Genomic DNA, 17,764 nt, shown 5'->3' on the forward strand with positions numbered 1-17,764 from the left:
GGGCGTCGGCCGGGCTTTCGGCCGAAGCGTCAGTCGCCCTCGCGGCCGGGCTCGTGGCCGGGCCAGCGGCCGGGCTCGCCGTCGGGCCGTCGGCCGAGCCGTCGGCCGGGTCGCCGTCTCCCCTCCGGTTCGGGTGGGCTGACCTCTGGTCGGGTGCCCTCGTCACCTGTCACCCTCCCGCGGCGCCCTGCGTGCAGTCCTCCCCGGTGTTCTGCCCCCAACCGGGCCCGCGCTCACGTTTCCCCCACCGGGGGGCAGTCGTTGGTGAGCACGTGAGACACGTTGCGAGACGCGCTCGGCGCGCACGGGCGGCGCTGGCCGCGGTACGGACCTGGGCAGGACTCCTGGCCCTCCTGGCGCTGTTGACCGGCTGCTCCGCAGGCGGCATCGGCACGGTGTTCGGCCTGGACGGCTCGACCTCCGACGCCATCCAGGTCACCCCGGACGACGGGAAGCGCGGCGTCCGGGCGGACGCCGGGCTCCGGGTGCGGGTCCCGGACGGCCGCCTGGAGTCGGTGAAGGCCGTCATGGTGCGGGACGCCGAGCGGCAGCGGGTGCCCGGCCGGATCTCCACCGACGGCCTGAGCTGGCGGCCCGACGAGAAGAAGCTGGCGCTGGCCGCCAGATACGTCGTGGACGCGGTCGCCCTGGACGGCCACGGCCGCCGCCAGGCCCGCCGCACCACCTTCACGACGTACGTCCCCGAGGAACGCTTCGTCGCGTACGTGACCCCGGAGAACCGCTCGGTCGTCGGCACCGGCATGGTCGTCTCGCTGGAGTTCAACCACGAGGTCACCGACCGCGCCGCCGTCGAGCGCGCCGTCAAGGTGACCGCGGACCCCGCCGTGGAGGTGGCGGGCCACTGGTTCGGCGCGTCCCGCCTGGACTTCCGCCCCAGGGAGTACTGGAAGCCGGGCACCCGCGTCACCGTCGACCTGGCGCTCCGCGACGTCGAGGCGGCGCCCGGCGTCTACGGGCAGCAGCACAAGACGTTCGGCTTCACGATCGGCCGCAGCCAGGTGTCCGTGGTGGACGCGAAGAAGAAGACCATGGAGGTACGCCGGGACGGCGACCTGGTCGCCACGGTCCCGATCACCGCGGGCGCGGCTGAGACCACCACGTACAACGGGAAGATGGTGGTCACCGAGATGTTCGAGGTGACCCGGATGAACGGCGCCACGGTCGGCTTCACGGACAGCGACGGCAAGGGCGAGTACGACATCCCCGACGTCCCGCACGCCATGCGGCTGACCACGTCCGGCACCTTCCTGCACGGGAACTACTGGGCGGCGAAGGACACTTTCGGCAACGCGAACGTCAGCCACGGCTGTGTGGGGCTGCGCGACGTGAAGGGCGGCAGCGCCGAGACGCCCGCGGGCTGGTTCTTCGACCGCAGCCTGATCGGGGACGTGGTCGAGGTCCGCAACTCCGCGGACAAGACGGTCGCGCCGGACAACGGCCTGAACGGCTGGAACATGGGCTGGGCCAAGTGGAAGGCGGGTTCGAGCCTGCGGTGAGACGCCGCCGAGAACGCCGAGGACGCCAGGAGGGCCGCCGCGTTCGGTTTGCAGCCGAACGGTGACATTCCCAGCGGTCCGCACCCCTCGCCAGTGTGATTACCTGTCGCCGTGCGCCGGGCTGGCCCTGAACTCGAACAGGGCCGGAGACCTGGGCATATGGCGGGCCTGACGGGCCCTGGAGGGGAGCGAAGATCGTGAACGGGCGACCGATATCGGGGGCATCGGTTGGGGCACGGCGCCGCCGCCGCAACGCGGGGCCGCTGGCCCTGGCAGCCGGCGTCGTACTGCTGGCGGCCACCGCGTGCGGACCAGGCGACTCCGGCGCGGGCGCGGACGGCGCGGGGGACGGCAAGAGCGACAAGCAGAAGGCCGGCGCGGACGCGAAGCCCGCCGACAACCGGCCGTCCGAGGCCGTGGTCGCCATATCGCCCAAGGACGGCGCCGAGTCCGTCGCCACCAGCGGGACCCTGAAGGTCACCGCGGACAAGGGCAAGCTGACCGACGTCAAGGTCGAGGACACCGCGGGCAACGCCATCCCCGGCGAGATATCCGAGGACGGCGCCGCCTGGAAGCCCGCGCACCACCTGGCCGCGTCCACCAAGTACAAGGTGCACGCCACGGCCGAGGACTCCGAGGGGCGCACGGCCGCCAAGGACATCTCCTTCACCACACTGACCCCGCGGAACACCTTCATCGGCCACTTCACGCCGGAGGACGGTTCCACGGTCGGCGTGGGGATGCCCGTCTCGTTCAACTTCACCCGAGGGATCACCAACCCCGAGGCCGTGGCGAAGGCGATCGAGGTCACCTCCGAACCCAAGGTCGAGATCCGGCACAAGTGGCACGGCAACGACCGCCTGGACTTCCGCCCGGAGAAATACTGGAAGCCGGGCACCGAGGTCTCCGTGAAGGTCAACCTCAACGGCGTCGAGGGCCGCGAGGGCGTGTACGGCGAGCAGGCCAAGACCGTGAAGTTCACCGTCGGCCGCAGCCAGGTGAGCGTGGTCGACGCCAAGAAGAAGACCATGGAGGTCCAGCGCGACGGCAAGACCATCAAGACCGTTCCGATCACCGCGGGCGAGCCCGGCAGGGAGACGTACAACGGCCAGATGGTCATCAGCGAGAAGTTCGAGGTGACCCGGATGAACGGCGCCACCGTGGGCTACGCGGGCGAGTACGACATCAAGGACGTGCCGCACGCCATGCGTCTGTCGACCTCGGGCACCTTCATCCACGGCAACTACTGGCAGCCGTCCTCCATTTTCGGCACGACGAACACCAGCCACGGGTGCGTCGGCCTGCAGGATGTACGCGGCGGCTACGACGACAAGGTGCCGGGCAGCTGGTTCTTCGAGAACTCCATGATCGGCGATGTGGTGGTCGTGAAGAACTCCGAGGACCGGGACATCCAGTGGTGGAACGGGCTGAACGCCTGGAACCTGCCCTGGGAGAAGTGGGAGAAGTAGCGGTTTCCGCGGGGGCCCGGTGCTGTGAGCAACAGCACCGGGCCTTCTGCCGTTAGCGACCGTTAGCCTGCCCTCATGACTGTGAATCTCGAAGTCTCCGAAGGCGTCGGCACCATCCGTCTGGACCGCCCCCCGATGAACGCCCTGGACATCGCGACCCAGGACCGGCTCAAGGAGCTCGCCGAAGAGGCGACCCGCCGCGACGACGTCCGGGCGGTGATCGTCTACGGCGGGGAGAAGGTGTTCGCGGCCGGTGCGGACATCAAGGAGATGCAGACCATGGACCACGCGGCCATGGTCGTACGCTCCGGAGCCCTCCAGGAGTCCTTCACCGCCGTGGCCAGGATCCCCAAGCCCGTGGTCGCCGCCGTCACCGGCTACGCCCTGGGCGGCGGCTGCGAGTTGGCCCTCTGCGCCGACTACCGCATCGCCGCCGACAACGCCAAGCTCGGCCAGCCGGAGATCCTGCTCGGGCTGATCCCCGGCGCGGGCGGCACCCAGCGGCTGTCCCGCCTGGTCGGCCCCTCCAAGGCGAAGGACCTCATCTTCACGGGCCGCATGGTGAAGGCCGACGAGGCCCTCACGCTCGGCCTGGTGGACCGGGTGGTGCCCGCCGCCGAGGTGTACGAGCAGGCCCACGCCTGGGCCGCGAAGCTCGCGCAGGGACCGGCCATCGCGCTGCGCGCGGCCAAGGAGTCGATCGACGCGGGCCTGGAGACGGACATCGACACCGGCCTCACCGTCGAACGCAACTGGTTCGCCGGACTGTTCGCCACCGAGGACCGCGAGCGCGGAATGCGCAGCTTCGTCGAGGAGGGGCCGGGCAAGGCGAAGTTCCTCTGAGGGGAGCGTCAGCGCAGCTCAGGCAGGCGGTAAGGGTGCCCTAAGTGCCTTCGGCATATGCCTGAGTGGCCCTCCGGAGCTGATGGCTCCGGGGGGCGTATTCCTTCGGAAAGCCCACAAGGGCCGCTCGGCGAGGCCATGATGGAGCCATGGCGGGGCTGGAAGGCAGTGAGCCGGCGCGGCGGCACTTAGGTGCCACCGCGATGCGATGGACACCGGCCGTCGAGGACGAACGGGCACTCAAGGCGCTGGAGTTGTTCGGCAATCCGGCGGATGCCGAGGTCCCGCTGCCCTCCCGGCCCGAGTCGGCGGGCAGTGCGCGCCGACTCGCCCAGGTCGTCGTGCTGCGCCAGTGGGCGCTCTCTCCGGCGATCGCCGAAATCGCCGTTCTGCTGGTGTCCGAGCTGGTCGGCAACGCCGTACGGCACACCGGTGCGCGGGGGTTCGGGCTGCGGATGCGGCGGCGGCGCGGCTGGCTGCGCGTCGAGGTGCGCGACCCCTCGCGCGGGCTGCCCTGTCTGATGCCGGTCCATGAGATGGACATCAGCGGCCGCGGGCTCTTTCTGGTGGACAAGCTCTCCGACCGGTGGGGCGTGGATCTCCTGCCGCGCGGCAAGACGACCTGGTTCGAGATGCGCGTCACCGACCGCTGAGCCCCCCCGACACGCCGACACGCCGATACACCGATACACGGAAGCCCCCTCGCGCCGTGATCGCGGCGCCGCGGGGGCTTCCATCGGGTGCGGCGGGACTGTCAGGGGTGTGATCGACCGCCGCTTCGACGACCTGGCCCGGGTCAATGGGGGTCGTTGCGTCCGACTATGGCAGACCGTCGCGCTCCAAGCCAAAAGGTCATATCGGTACACAATATTCCATACATGCATGTTTCAACTGTGAATCCTTGGTGATCTAGCGCACTCGCCTTGTAAACGCTGACTAAATAAGTCACCAGGTAAGAGATCAGTGGTCGACTACCCCGCCATCCCTCGGCGTGCGAGCGCGACCCGCAAAGCGTGTAATCCGGGTAAATCAGCAATATCAGGCCTATTCCGTCCTTAAATGGTCGCGTGACCACGACCGATCGCCGCGACGCCCTGCGGGCCGGTGCCCTGCTCGCCCTCACGGGTCTGCTCGCCACCGGCTGCTCCACAGCCGAGCAGCGCCCCCCGAGACGGTCCACGCCCCCCGCGCCCCCGCACCCCGCCCCCGGCCCCCGCCGCTTCCCCGGACACCCCGCCCAGATCGAGCACGGCCCCCGCGACCGGGCCCGCGTCGCGCTCACCTTCCACGGCCAGGGCGACCCCGCCACGGCCCGCGCCCTGCTCACCGAGGCCGAGCGGGCGGACGTCCGGGTGACCGTGCTCGCCGTCGGCGACTGGCTCGACGCGCACCCCGCCATGGCCCGCCGCATCCTCGACGGCGGCCATGAACTCGGCAACCACACCCAGCGTCACCGCGACATCAACTCCCTGCCGGAACGCGAGGCGTACGCGGAGATCACCGACTGCGCGCGTCGGCTGCGGCGGCTGACCGGCTCGATCGGCGCCTGGTTCCGGCCGTCCCGCACCCAGCGGGCCAGCCCCCTCGTCCAGCGGCTCGCCCGCCGCGCGGGCTACCCACACGTCCTGTCGTACGACCTCGACTCTCTCGACTTCACCTCGCCGGGCGCCACGACCGTCATCCGCACGGTGGCCGGGCAGGTCCGTAAGGGATCGGTGGTGAGCCTGCACTTCGGGTACGCGGACACGGTCGCCGCGCTGCCCGCCGTCCTGGAAGAAATCGAACGCCGCGGCCTGAGCGCGGTCACCACCACGGAGCTGCTGACCTGATGCTGCACGTCACCCAACGATCCCGCGCGCTGCTCGTCGGCGCCCTGCTGGCCACCGGAGCGCTCCTCGCGGGCTGTGCGAGCCCGGACGACAAGTCCGCGAGCGAGACGCGCGGCAAGCAGGCCCCCGACAAGCCCGCGAAGCCCGCCAAGCCCAAGCCGATCTACGGGCTGCCCGGTATGCCGCCGGTGCTCGACCCCACGGACATCTACGCCGCCAACCGCCCGAACAACCTCGCCCCGGAGGTCAAGGACTTCCCCACGCGGGTGTACGTCCCCAACACCACGTCCAACACGGTCTCGGTCATCGACCCCGAGAAGTTCGAGGTCATCGAGACCATCCCGGTCGGCCACCACCCGCAGCACGTCGTCCCCTCCTGGGACATGAAGACGCTCTGGGTCAACAACAACCGCGGCCACACGCTCACGCCCATCAACCCGGCCAACGGCAAGGCGGGCAAGCCGGTCGAGGTGCACGACCCGTACAACCTCTACTTCACGCCGAACGGCAAACACGCCGTGGTGATGGCCTCGATGGACCGCGAACTCGTCTTCCGCGACCCGCACACCATGGAGCGGAAGCACACCGAGCCGGTCACCTGCGCGGGCGTCAACCACGCGGACTTCTCACTCGACGGCCGCTACTTCATCGTCTCCTGCGAGTTCTCCGGTGAACTCCTCAAGGTGGACACCGAGAAGATGAAGGTCATCGGCCAGCAGAAGCTGCCCTTCGAGGGCGCGATGCCGCAGGACGTGAAGATCTCGCCAGACGGCGAGACCTTCTACATCGCCGACATGAAGGCCCACGGCATGTGGGTCCTGGACGGCGAGAAGTTCACCGAGCCGACCCTGCTGCCCACCGGCAAGGGCTGCCACGGCCTGTACATCAGCCGCGACTCCAAGGAGATGTTCGTTCCCAACCGCGGCGAGGGCTCGATCTCGGTCTTCGACTTCGCCAAGAACAAGCTGACCAAGAAGTGGTGGCTCCCGGACGGCGGCAGCCCCGACATGGGCAACATCTCCGCCGACGGCAAGGTCCTGTGGCTCTCGGGGCGTTACGACGACGAGGTGTACGCCATCGACACCAGGACCGGCGTCCAGCTGGCCCGCATCCCGGTCGGCGGCGGCCCGCACGGCCTGACGGTGTACCCACAGCCGGGCCGCTACTCGCTCGGCCACACGGGCATCATGCGCTGACGCGGCCGCCCCTGGCGGGGACACACTCACCTTCGGGTGACAGTCCACGGCCCGCCGCCGCACCGCCGGGATGCTGATCCGCATGATCACTTCTCGTCCGCGGCGGCGGGCCGCCGCCGTCACCCTGTCCCTGGCGGCCTTCCTGGTCCCGGCCGCCGCCACCGAGGCCGCCGGACCGTCCACCGGCGCCACTGCCACCGCCACCGCCACCGCCGTCGCCCCGGCCGCGTCCGAGGCCGTGTCCGCTCGCGCGGTGTCCGCCCGCGCCGCGTTCGCGGCGCCACCGGCCTGCCCGGTAGTGCCCGACAAGCTGCACGCCGCGGCCGAACGCCCCATCGACCTCGACCGGATCACCCCGGAACCGGTGTACCGCGAGGACTGCAAGACCCTCTTCCGGGCCGACGGGCGCGGCCCGAAGACCGTCTTCCGGGAGGGCTTCCACCCCAGGGACACCGTCAACGGCCAGTACGACCTGGAGAAGTACGTCCTCAGGAACCAGCCGTCGCCGTTCGTCTCCACCACCTACGACCACGACCTGTTCAAGGAGTGGGCGAAGTGGCTGAAGCCAGGGGCCTACAACTACTACATCGACGCGCCGAACGGCATCGACGTCAACAAGACCATCGGCGACGACCACAAGTACGCCCACCAGGTCGAAGTGGCCTTCCCCGGCGGCATCGCGCGCGAGTTCATCATCGGGGTCTGCCCGATCGACAAGGACACCGCGACCGAGATCATGTCGAAGTGCCGCAGCAACCCGCACTACCGCCCGACGGCGAGCTGACTGTGCTCTGACCGCGCGCGAGCGCTGAGCGCCCCGGAGTACGGCTCCGGGGCGCTCAGGCGCGTATCCGCGTATGTCCGGCAGGGCTCACCAGGCCACGGGCAACCGCTCCGGCAGCCGCTTGACGAACCCCGTACGCCACGCCAACTGCTCCCGCGGCACCGCGAGCCGTAGCTCGGGCAGCCGCTCCACCAGCGCGGTCAGCGCGACTTCGGCGTGGGTCCGGCCGAGCGCGGTCGCCGGGGAGAAGTGCCGCCCGACGTCGAAGGCGAGACGCGGGCGGCCGGACCGCTCCAGGCCGAGCCGCTCGGGCTCGTCGAACACCTCGGGGTCGAAGTCGGCCCCCTCGACGAGCACCAGCACCAACTCGCCCTTCCGGACCAGCACCTCGCCCAACCACACGTCATCCAAGGCGAGTCGGGGCAGCCCGTCCCCGATGGACAGGTTCCACCGCAGCAACTCGTCGACGGCGCGCTCCATCCGCTCCGGGCGGTCTCGAAGCCAGCCGATCAGCTCGGGCCGCTGGAGCAGCGCCAGCACGGCGAGCACGAGGAACGCGGACGTCGACATCGCACCCGCCCCGAACAGCGACACCGCGACGGCCGCCAGCATCTCGTCCGTCAGATGCGCCGAGTCCGGGTCCCGCTCGCGCAGCGCGGCCAGCCGCCCCAGCAGCCCCGACCGGAGCTCCACGGGACCGTTCAACCGGTCGACCATGTACCCGATGTCCTTGTACCAGTTGAGCGCGGAGTCCGCGAACGGCCGCGCACTGGTCATGAAGGCGATGTCCAGGCTCGCCATCAGCCGCCGCCAGTCCGCGAACGGCACCCCGATCACCCGGCAGTGCAGCGCGGCCGAGAACGGATCGGTGAAACCGGCCCGCAGATCGACCGGCGGCCCCTCCGCCGCCAACGCGTCGATCAGCTCATGGGTCCGCCCCCGCAGCCACTTCTCCAGACCGTCCGCCTCCGGGTTCAGGGACTCCAGCACCGCACCGCGCAGCCCCGCGCTGTCGATGTTCCTCATGTTGGTGACGACCTCAGGCGGAATGGTGAGGGCGTACCGCCGGGGCACCCCGCTGAGCGAGGTGTCCCGCAGGCTGAACCGCTCGTCCTCCAGCACCCGCTTGGCCAGCGCGTACGAACGCACCAGCCAGGCGTGGTCGCCGGTGAGCGTCCGCACCCGCGCCACCGGGTCGGCTGTCTCTATCACGGTGGACACCTTCGGCGCCGCGATTCCCTGGGAGCCCTGTGCTCCCGGTGCGACGGCGACACCGGAACGTTAGCGGTCGAAGGCGGAGAGTGACGTACGGGGCGTCGGTAGATTGGCCCGATCTTGCCTTCTCCCGTCCAAAAACGGATGCTGAATTCCGCTTGATGGAAGGGATTCGTTCGCGGGGCCCGCTCTCAGCGCGTTACCAGCAGCGCCTCCGACCCGACCGGGCGGTAGCCAGCGGCGTGGAAGGCGCGCAGGCTGCGGGCGTTGCCCGCGGACACCTGGGCCCAGACCGGGGCGTCGGGCGGGAGCAGACAGCGTGCCGCGGTGGCCAGGGCGCGCCCCAGACCCCGATGGCGCGCCGCCTCGTCGACCTCGACCTTCCGGGCCGCCGCGTCCCGCTTGAATGCCTAGGCGAAGGCGAACTCCGAGGTGTGCCCCGTCCGTTCGGCGATCGTACGCAGCGGCGCGTCGGCCTCGTTCACGCGGGTTCGCCGGGCAGGCCGTTCGCCGTGTCGCCGTCCTCGGTGCCCAGGCCCTGCGAGTCGGGGCGGCGGGCCAGGCAGCGGTCGAGCTCCTGCGGCCACTGCGTCAGGGCCTCGGCGTCCATCGTCGTGAGCCGCGCCCGCAACGGGGCCACCTGCGCGGGCGTACAGGCCTCGGCGACGGTGGCGTACAGCGCGCGCAGCCGCCGCTGCACCTGGACCGAGGTGGCCCCGAAGTGCCGGATCTCGTCCGTGGCGATGCACACATAGTCCGCCCAGGAGCGGGTCCGGTGCCGGAAGACGGCCGCCTCGCCCGCGCCGGAGGCCCGCCGCCCCGCCTCGTCCTCCCTCGCGAGCCGGGGCGCCATCATCACCAGCAGGTCCTCGATGTGGTCCAGGCACTGCACCGCGCGCCCCGGATCGTTGATGCCGGGGGACAGGGCCTTCAGCGCGATGTCGACGAACGAGCGCAGCGCCCCGGCCGGGTCGATGCTCGCGCTGTACGTGGCGCCGAACAGCAGGCAGCGGGTCAGCTCGTCGCGGCGTACCGGCGTCGTACCCGGACGCACGAGGAACAGCGGGGCCTCCTGCGCGACGAAGTCCCCGAACACCGGCACGAGCTGGATTCGGGCGCCGGACCTGCGGGCCAGCCGCTCCAGGCCCTCCCGGTGGCAGGCGATCAGGATCTGCCCGCGCCGGGGCGGCGCGCCGAGCCGGATCACCTCAGGCGCGGCGTCGGAACCGGCGGCGGAACCGGTGGGCGGAGGGGGCGGCTCGGCGACCGGCGCCCCGGCCGCCGGGGTCACCGGGATCGGGTGCTGCGGATGCGTACGCTCCACCGCCCGGCGCCCCTCCGCGGCGAGGAGACTCAGCAGCTTCCCCGAGTTCAGCGTGCTCGTCACCCGCGCCACCAGCGCGAAGAACAGCACCGCGCAGACCACCGAGAGCAGGATCGCGAAGAACATCGAGATCACCGGCCGGTAGTCCTCCTGGCCCACCGCGAGCCGCACCGAGATCATCAGGGTGTACACGAACGTGGCCATGAAGGTGCCCATCGCCCAGCGCATCACCCGGTCCTGCTGAAGCATCGGCACCACGCGCACCGACAGCTGCGAGCCGCCGAACTGCATGGCCAGGGTGATCGCCGTGAAGACCAGACCGGTCAGGGTGATCATGCCGCCCGCCACGGCGGACAGCAGCGTGGCCATCGACCCGGCGTCCAGGTAGCGGAAGAAGGTCTCGCCGAGCTCGTGCTCCAGATAGGTGACCTCGCGGTCGATCAACGGGAACAGCCAGGACAGGAACAGCCCCACCCCCAGCAGGACCACCGGCAGCGACCAGACGGAGGGGGCGCGCAGCCGGCGCCGCGTCAGCTGCCACGTCACGCGACCCATGGGGCAAAGCTAACCGCGGCACGCGCTCCCGGCATCACGGGCGGACAGGCGTCACGGGGGCGGAAGGGCGGAGGCACCTTCGGACGTGATCAGCACTCGATGACGTTCACCGCGAGGCCGCCGCGCGCCGTCTCCTTGTACTTGACCTTCATGTCCGCGCCGGTCTCCTTCATGGTCTTGATGACCTTGTCCAGAGACACCTTGTGGCTGCCGTCGCCGCGCATCGCCATCCGCGCCGCGGTGACCGCCTTCACCGCCGCCATGCCGTTCCGCTCGATGCACGGGATCTGGACCAGGCCGCCGACCGGGTCGCAGGTCAGGCCCAGGTTGTGCTCCATGCCGATCTCCGCGGCGTTCTCCACCTGCTCGGGGGAGCCGCCGAGCACCTCGGCCAGCGCGCCCGCCGCCATCGAGCAGGCCGAGCCGACCTCGCCCTGGCAGCCGACCTCCGCGCCGGAGATCGAGGCGTTCTCCTTGAACAGCATGCCGATGGCGCCCGCCGCGAGCAGGAAGCGGACGATGCCGTCCTCGTCGGCCCCCGGCACGAAGTGCATGTAGTAGTGCAGCACGGCGGGCAGCACCCCCGCGGCGCCGTTGGTCGGCGCGGTCACCACGCGGCCGCCCGCGGCGTTCTCCTCGTTGACCGCCATCGCGTAGATCGTCGTCCACTCGCTGCGGTGCAGCACCGGGTCGCCCTCGGCGCGCAGCTGCCGGGCGGACGACGCGGCGCGACGGCGCACCTTCAGGCCGCCCGGCAGGATGCCCTCGCGGGACATGCCGCGCGAGACACAGGCCTGCATCACCCGCCAGATCTCCAGCAGGCCCGCGCGGATCTCGTCCTCGGTGCGCCAGGCCTTCTCGTTCTCCAGCATCAGCGAGGAGATGGACAGGCCCGTCTCGCGGGCCATCCGCAGCATCTCGTCACCGCTGCGGAACGGGTACTTCAGCACGGTGTCGTCGAGCTTGATCCGGTCCTCGCCCACCGCGTCCTCGTCGACGACGAAGCCGCCGCCCACCGAGTAGTACGTCTTCTCCAGCAGCGGCGCGCCCGCCGCGTCGTACGCGAACAGGGTCATGCCGTTGGCGTGGTACGGGAGCGAGCGGCGGCGGTGCAGGATCAGCTGGTTCGGCTCGTCGAAGTCGATCTCGTGGGCGTCGCCTATCTCCGCGCCCATCAGCCGCAGCCTGCCGGTGGAGCGGATCCGCGCGACCTCGTCGTCGGCGATCTCCACGTCGACGGTGCGCGGCGAGTGGCCCTCCAGGCCGAGCAGTACCGCCTTGGGCGTGCCGTGACCGTGCCCGGTGGCGCCCAGCGAGCCGAACAGCTCCGCGCGCACCGCGCTGGTCTGGGCGAGCAGTCCGTCCTTCTTCAGGCGGCCCACGAACATCCGGGCGGCCCGCATCGGACCGACCGTGTGGGACGAGGACGGGCCGATGCCGATGGAGAAGAGGTCGAATACGGAGATGGCCACGGCGGCGGACTCCCTTGTCTGCTCGTGGGGGGATGTGCGGGGGAGGGGCAGGAGGCGGCACTGAGGCCTGCGGTACGCGGATGACGTCCGGGCTTCGAGCGTAACGCGTACGGGGAAACTCCCGACAAGCACGGATTTGCGGCTTGGGGTACAGCCGGGGCGGGGCACCCCGAAACCCACCCCAGGGGCGACGCTCCCCCTGGGGCCTGTGGGCGCGGCGTGCGACGCCTGGGCTCTGCGGGCGCGACGTACGCCCGCAGAGCCCAGGGGCAACGGGGACGGCCCCGTCCCCGCAGCCCCTGCGGCGGGGCCGCTACAGGGCCGGGTACAGCGGGTGCTTCGCGGCCAGGGCCGCCACCCGCGCCTTCAGCGACTCGGTGTCGGCCGACTGCTTGAGCACCTCGGCGATGATGTCCGCGACCTCGCGGAAGTCGTCCGCGCCGAAGCCGCGCGTCGCCAGCGCGGGCGTGCCGATCCGCAGCCCCGAGGTGACCATCGGCGGCCGCGGGTCGTTCGGGACCGCGTTGCGGTTGACCGTGATGCCGACCTCGTGCAGCCGGTCCTCGGCCTGCTGCCCGTCCAGCTCGCTCTCGCGCAGGTCGACCAGGACCAGGTGCACGTCCGTGCCGCCGGTGAGCACGTTCACGCCCGCCGCCCTGGCGTCGTCCTGGACCAGGCGCTCGGCGAGGATCCGCGCGCCCTCCAGGGTGCGCTGCTGGCGCTCCTTGAAGTCGTCGGACGCGGCGACCTTGAAGGAGACCGCCTTCGCGGCGATCACATGCTCCAGCGGACCGCCCTGCTGGCCGGGGAACACCGCGGAGTTGATCTTCTTGGCGAGCTCCTGCGTGGACAGGATCACACCGCCGCGCGGGCCGCCCAGCGTCTTGTGCGTGGTCGTGGTGACCACATGCGCGTGCGGCACGGGAGAGGGGTGCAGCCCCGCCGCGACCAGGCCCGCGAAGTGGGCCATGTCCACCATCAGGTACGCGCCGACCTCGTCGGCGATCCGCCGGAACGCGGCGAAGTCCAGCTGACGCGGGTACGCCGACCAGCCCGCGACGATCAGCTTCGGCTTGGACTCCTTGGCCAGGCGCTCGACCTCGGCCATGTCGACCTGCCCGGTCTGCTCGTCGACGTGGTACGCGACCACGTCGTACAGCTTCCCGGAGAAGTTGATCTTCATGCCGTGGGTCAGGTGCCCGCCGTGCGCGAGGTTCAGACCCATGATCGTGTCGCCCGGCTTCAGCAGCGCGAACATCGCGGCCGCGTTGGCCTGCGCGCCCGAGTGCGGCTGCACATTGGCGTGCTCGGCGCCGAACAGCGCCTTGATGCGGTCGATGGCGATCTGCTCGACCACGTCGACGTGCTCACAACCGCCGTAGTAGCGGCGGCCGGGGTAGCCCTCGGCGTACTTGTTGGTCAGGACCGAGCCCTGGGCCTCCATGACCGCGACCGGAGCGAAGTTCTCCGAGGCGATCATTTCCAGGGTGGACTGCTGGCGGTCCAGCTCGGCGTCGACCGCGGCGGCGATGTCCGGGTCGAGGTCGTGCAGGGAGGAGTTGAGAAGCGACATCGGCATACGTCCTTGGATTCTCAGGAAGCGAAGGAAGGCTCAGGCGGCTCAGGAACCGGAGAACTCGGTGTACTCGTCCGCGGAGAGCAGGTCCTTCGGCTCCTCCGAGATCCGCACCTTGAACAGCCAGCCGCCCTCGAACGGGGCGGTGTTGACCAGGGACGGGTCGTCCACGACATCCTGGTTGGCCTCGGTGACCTCACCGGTGACCGGCGAGTAGAGGTCGCTGACCGACTTGGTGGACTCCAGTTCGCCGCAGGTCTCGCCCGCGGTGACGGTGTCCCCGACCTCCGGGAGCTGGACGAAGACGACGTCACCGAGCGCGTTCGCCGCGTGCTCCGTGATGCCGACCGTCGACACGCCGTCCTCGGCGGCCGACAGCCACTCGTGCTCCTTGCTGTAACGCAGCTGCTGGGGGTTGTTCATGGCCTGAATTCTCCTGTACGCGGGGGAGTGGTGGTGAACGAGGTACTCAAGAGGCGCCCAGAGGCACCCAGAGGTCCTCAAGAAGTGCCCGAGAGGTACTCAAGAGATGCCCAAGGGGACGGGAGAAGCGTTACTTCTCGCGCTTGTAGAACGGCAGAGCCACCACCTGGTACGGCTCCGCCTTGCCGCGGATGTCCACGCCCACCCCGGCCGTGCCCGGCGCGGCGTGCGTGGCGTCCACGTACGCCATCGCGATCGGCTTGCCCAGCGTCGGCGACGGGGCGCCCGAGGTGACCTCGCCGATCACCGTGCCGTCGGCCGCGACCACCGGGTATCCGGCGCGCGGCACCCGGCGGCCCTCGGCGATGAGGCCGACCAGCTTGCGCGGCGGCGCGGTCTCCGCCTTCGCGGCGGCCGCGGCCAGCGCGGCACGGCCGACGAAGTCGTCGCCGTGCGAGGTCTTCTCGAACTTCACGACCCGGCCCAGGCCCGCGTCGAACGGCGTCAGCGCGGTGGTCAGCTCGTGCCCGTACAGCGGCATGCCCGCCTCAAGGCGCAGCGTGTCACGGCAGGACAGGCCGCAGGGGATCAGCCCGACGGGCGCGCCCGCCTCGGTCAGCGCCTGCCACAGCTGCTCGGCGTCGGCGGGCGCCACGAACAGCTCGAAGCCGTCCTCGCCGGTGTAGCCGGTGCGGGCGATCAGGGCGGACACCCCGGCCACCGTGCCCGGCAGGCCCGCGTAGTACTTCAGGCCGTCCAGGTCGGCGTCGGTGACCGACTTCAGGATGCCGGGGGACTCGGGGCCCTGCACGGCGATCAGCGCGTACGCGTCCCGGTCGTCCCGTACGACGGCGTCGAAGCCCTCGGCGCGGGCGGTCAGCGCGTCCAGGACCGTCTGGGCGTTGCCCGCGTTCGCCACGACCATGTACGCGGGGGCGGCGTCGGCGTCGCCGAGGCGGTAGACGATCAGGTCGTCGACGATCCCGCCGTCCTCCTGGCAGATCATCGTATAGCGGGCGCGTCCGGCGCCGACCGAGCCGATGTTCCCGACCAGGGCGTAGTTCAGCAGGTCGACGGCCTCGGGGCCGGTGACCGTGATCTCGCCCATGTGCGACAGGTCGAAGAGTCCGGCCTTGGTGCGCACGGCGTTGTGCTCGTCGCGCTCACTGGCGTACCGCAGCGGCATGTCCCAGCCCGCGAAGTCGGTCATGGTCGCGCCCAGCGACCGGTGCAGGGCGTCGAGTGCGGTGAGGCGTGGGGCGTTGGTCATGGTGAGAGCTCCCAGGGCATGACGGGCGAGGACGAGAATCCTCCCCATCTGTCATCAAAACCTGAGAGGTTCGCCCCGGCCACACGGACGCGCGGACAGGGGCTTGCACCTTGGGTGGAGCCGGACCAGGTACGGTCCGACCCGCTTTTCAGAGTTGCCTCGTCCACGCGGTACGGGGCCTGAGAGATTCAAGGGAGGATCTTGCTCCTTCGGCGCCCCGGCCGGTCAAGGCCAGGAACTCTCCCGCGCGGATTCAAGCGGCCGGTATGCAGTTGGCGGGCACATCATTGCACGTCCCCCCGCGAGCCGTCCCGCCCCGGCGTTAAGGTCTAGGTCACCCGCGCCCGAGATCGCGCGGGCGAGGGCTGGATCGCGCCCCCGGCCCTCGGGCGGCGCGGAGTGAGCAAGGGCGAGCGGGCAGGTTACGGAGATGGACATTCCGGCGCAGGGCGCAGCGGACGCGTACGGCCTTCCCGGCGAGGGCTGGCCGGGCAACGAGCTGGAGGAGGTCCTCGCGGCCTCGGTCGACGCCGAGCCGTCACCCTCCGTGGTCAGCAGCCTCGTCGAAGTACTCGGGCGCAGCCAGCTCTGGGTGCCGCTGCCGAGCGGCGGCGGCCCGGACAGCCCGGACCTCGACCTGCCCATGATGGAGCTGGGCGGTGCCGCCTACGTCCCGGTCTTCAGCTCCGAGCGGCAGTTCCGGCAGGTCGTCGGCGAGCATATGAGCTTCACCGTCGCGCCCGCCGTCGAGTTCGCCCGCGGGCTGCCGCCGCAGGTCGGGATCGCCGTCAACCCGGACGGCGCGGTCGGCGTCCCGCTGCCGCCCGCGGGCGTGGCCGAGCTGTGCCGGGTCGGGCGCACCCCGCTGGACGGCCCGGCCAGTGGCGGCCGGGTCCGGCTCTTCGAGCCGGACTGGCAGGTCGACCCGGTGGACTTCCTGTCCGCCGCCGCCGAGGAGTTCGCCGCGACCGGCGTGGTGCGCACCGCGCGCCGCTGCCTGGCGAGCGTCGAGGGCGACGATCCGGTGCTGTTCGTCGGCGTGGAGGTCTCGCAGTGGGACGGTCCCGCCCGTAACCTCCCCATGGACGCACTCGGCCGCGCGCTGGGCCGCGTCCCGGTGACCTGGCCGGTGAACCTGGTGCTGCTCGACATGACCCAGGACCCCGTCGGCGACTGGATGCGGGACAAGGTACGGCCGTTCTACGACCGGGAGCACCGGGAGCACCGGGAGTCCTGAGCCGCTGTCGGTGGGGCCGCATAAGCTGGTTCCCTCGCCAGAGGTCACCCAGGGGCTGACCGGGTCGCCCGGTGCGGGGAGAAGCGTCGATGGTGTACGGGACTAGCGGGACTACGAGACTGTGGCGGAAGGGGGCCGGTCGACGGTGAGCGCGTCGGGCGCGGCTGCGGCCGGGCGGATCGAGCAGATGCTGCGCCAGGTGACGCCTGGGCGTTACGACGCGTACGAGGCGCTCCTCGGGGCGCTCGCCGACCCCGCCGACGGACAGCTCTGGATGCTGCTCTGGCACGGCCAGGCCGGATCGCCCGACGCCCAGTACGGGCACATGGAGGTCGACGGCGTCGGCTACGCCCCCTGTGTGACCTCCGCACGGGAACTCGCGGCCTCCGGCTGGAGCCGCGCGCACGAGGTCGTCCGCGGCCTGGACGTCGCCCGCGCCCTCTACCCCGAGCACTACGGCCTCTGGCTCAACCCGCACGCACCGGGCGGCGGCGTCGGCGTCCCCTGGCCCGACCTGCGCCGTGTCGCGGCGGGCCTCGACCGGCTGCCCGCGGGCCCGCTGCGGCTGTCCGAACCGGCCATCGACCTCCCGCAGTTCTACGCCCAGCTCAGCCAGCACGCGCACCACACCCCGGCGGTCCGCTCGCTGCGGCGCGCCTGGGTGCAGCCCGCGCTCGGCCAGCCGTATCTGGCCATCGGACTCGATGTGTACGACACCCGGCCCGCGTCGGTGGACGCGGTGCGCGCGATGATGCGGAAGTCGGTCGCGGCGGTCCCGGACGGGCTGCCGGTGTCGACCGTGGCGATGTCGGACGCGTACGACCCGGTGGTGATGTGGCTGCGGGCGAGCGCCCGCCCGTTCTACGATCGCGAGGCGCACGCCCCGGCGCCGCCCGCGCCCGCCGCGGGGTACGGCTATCCTCCCGCCGCGCCCAGTACGTACTGATCCCGGCGGGTACTGACCCGTTCTGGGGGTCATATCCCTTGCATGTCCGGTTTGTTGGGCTCCTGGGTCTCAGATGGATATCACCGCTATGCGGACCGTTCACCATGG

At 71.0% G+C, this 17,764-nt stretch carries 15 protein-coding genes, 1 pseudogene and 1 riboswitch; of the genes and pseudogenes, 9 read left to right on the plus strand and 7 right to left on the minus strand.

Annotation, left to right across the window (positions count from 1 at the left end; all coding sequences use genetic code 11):
- Positions 1-272: 272 nt before the first annotated feature.
- The 7 genes from ACX6XY_RS07585 (at position 273) to ACX6XY_RS07615 (ending at position 7,638) form a co-directional block, all read left to right on the plus strand.
- Positions 273-1,517, plus strand: coding sequence for a L,D-transpeptidase (locus tag ACX6XY_RS07585; RefSeq protein WP_460327767.1), 1,245 nt, complete (start codon positions 273-275; stop codon positions 1,515-1,517).
- 197 nt (positions 1,518-1,714) lie between these two features.
- Positions 1,715-2,986, plus strand: a complete 1,272-nt coding sequence (locus ACX6XY_RS07590; protein WP_460327768.1) for a L,D-transpeptidase — start codon at positions 1,715-1,717, stop codon at positions 2,984-2,986.
- A 75-nt stretch (positions 2,987-3,061) separates the two neighbouring features.
- Positions 3,062-3,829 (plus strand): enoyl-CoA hydratase/isomerase family protein, encoded by a 768-nt coding sequence (locus ACX6XY_RS07595; RefSeq protein ID WP_460327769.1) that lies wholly within the window; start codon positions 3,062-3,064, stop codon positions 3,827-3,829.
- 149 nt (positions 3,830-3,978) lie between these two features.
- Positions 3,979-4,482 carry an ATP-binding protein gene (locus ACX6XY_RS07600; RefSeq protein WP_460327770.1) on the plus strand — a complete coding sequence of 168 codons (504 nt, stop codon included), beginning with the start codon at positions 3,979-3,981 and terminating at the stop codon, positions 4,480-4,482.
- A 414-nt stretch (positions 4,483-4,896) separates the two neighbouring features.
- Positions 4,897-5,658, plus strand: a complete 762-nt coding sequence (locus tag ACX6XY_RS07605; RefSeq protein ID WP_460327771.1) for a polysaccharide deacetylase family protein — start codon at positions 4,897-4,899, stop codon at positions 5,656-5,658.
- Positions 5,658-6,854, plus strand: coding sequence for a YVTN family beta-propeller repeat protein (locus ACX6XY_RS07610; RefSeq protein ID WP_460327772.1), 1,197 nt, complete (start codon positions 5,658-5,660; stop codon positions 6,852-6,854). Before ACX6XY_RS07605 ends, ACX6XY_RS07610 begins: the two co-directional genes overlap by 1 nt.
- Before the next feature lie 82 nt (positions 6,855-6,936).
- Positions 6,937-7,638, plus strand: coding sequence for an ADP-ribosyltransferase (locus tag ACX6XY_RS07615; RefSeq protein ID WP_460327773.1), 702 nt, complete (start codon positions 6,937-6,939; stop codon positions 7,636-7,638).
- An 87-nt stretch (positions 7,639-7,725) separates the two neighbouring features.
- Here ACX6XY_RS07615 and ACX6XY_RS07620 read toward each other — a convergent pair whose 3' ends face one another.
- The 7 genes and pseudogenes from ACX6XY_RS07620 to gcvT form a co-directional block, all read right to left on the minus strand.
- Positions 7,726-8,850 (minus strand): cytochrome P450, encoded by a 1,125-nt coding sequence (locus ACX6XY_RS07620; RefSeq protein WP_460327774.1) that lies wholly within the window; start codon positions 8,848-8,850, stop codon positions 7,726-7,728.
- Between the two features lie 194 nt (positions 8,851-9,044).
- Positions 9,045-9,233, minus strand: a pseudogene (locus tag ACX6XY_RS07625) (GNAT family N-acetyltransferase); the annotation flags it as partial.
- A 101-nt stretch (positions 9,234-9,334) separates the two neighbouring features.
- Positions 9,335-10,732 (minus strand): DUF2254 domain-containing protein, encoded by a 1,398-nt coding sequence (locus tag ACX6XY_RS07630; RefSeq protein WP_460327775.1) that lies wholly within the window; start codon positions 10,730-10,732, stop codon positions 9,335-9,337.
- Between the two features lie 89 nt (positions 10,733-10,821).
- Positions 10,822-12,204, minus strand: a complete 1,383-nt coding sequence (locus ACX6XY_RS07635) for an L-serine ammonia-lyase (RefSeq protein ID WP_460327776.1) — start codon at positions 12,202-12,204, stop codon at positions 10,822-10,824.
- Positions 12,205-12,517: 313 nt separating this feature from the next.
- Complete coding sequence (gene glyA / locus ACX6XY_RS07640; protein WP_460327777.1) at positions 12,518-13,777, minus strand: serine hydroxymethyltransferase; 1,260 nt, start codon at positions 13,775-13,777, stop codon at positions 12,518-12,520.
- A gap of 48 nt (positions 13,778-13,825) precedes the next feature.
- Positions 13,826-14,203 carry a glycine cleavage system protein GcvH gene (gcvH, locus tag ACX6XY_RS07645; RefSeq protein ID WP_460327778.1) on the minus strand — a complete coding sequence of 126 codons (378 nt, stop codon included), beginning with the start codon at positions 14,201-14,203 and terminating at the stop codon, positions 13,826-13,828.
- A 130-nt stretch (positions 14,204-14,333) separates the two neighbouring features.
- Entirely contained in the window at positions 14,334-15,473 is a 1,140-nt protein-coding gene (gcvT, locus tag ACX6XY_RS07650; RefSeq protein ID WP_460327779.1) for a glycine cleavage system aminomethyltransferase GcvT, read from the minus strand.
- 158 nt (positions 15,474-15,631) lie between these two features.
- A riboswitch (glycine riboswitch) is annotated at positions 15,632-15,729 on the minus strand.
- Positions 15,730-15,903: 174 nt separating this feature from the next.
- Here gcvT and ACX6XY_RS07655 point away from each other — a divergent pair.
- On the plus strand, positions 15,904-16,710 hold the full coding sequence (locus ACX6XY_RS07655) for an enhanced serine sensitivity protein SseB (RefSeq protein WP_460327780.1): 807 nt from the start codon (positions 15,904-15,906) through the stop codon (positions 16,708-16,710).
- 145 nt (positions 16,711-16,855) lie between these two features.
- A complete protein-coding gene (locus tag ACX6XY_RS07660) occupies positions 16,856-17,656 on the plus strand; it encodes an enhanced serine sensitivity protein SseB C-terminal domain-containing protein (protein ID WP_460327781.1) in 801 nt (266 codons plus the stop codon).
- Positions 17,657-17,764 lie beyond the last annotated feature (108 nt).

This window comes from Streptomyces sp. O3 (assembly GCF_054788135.1).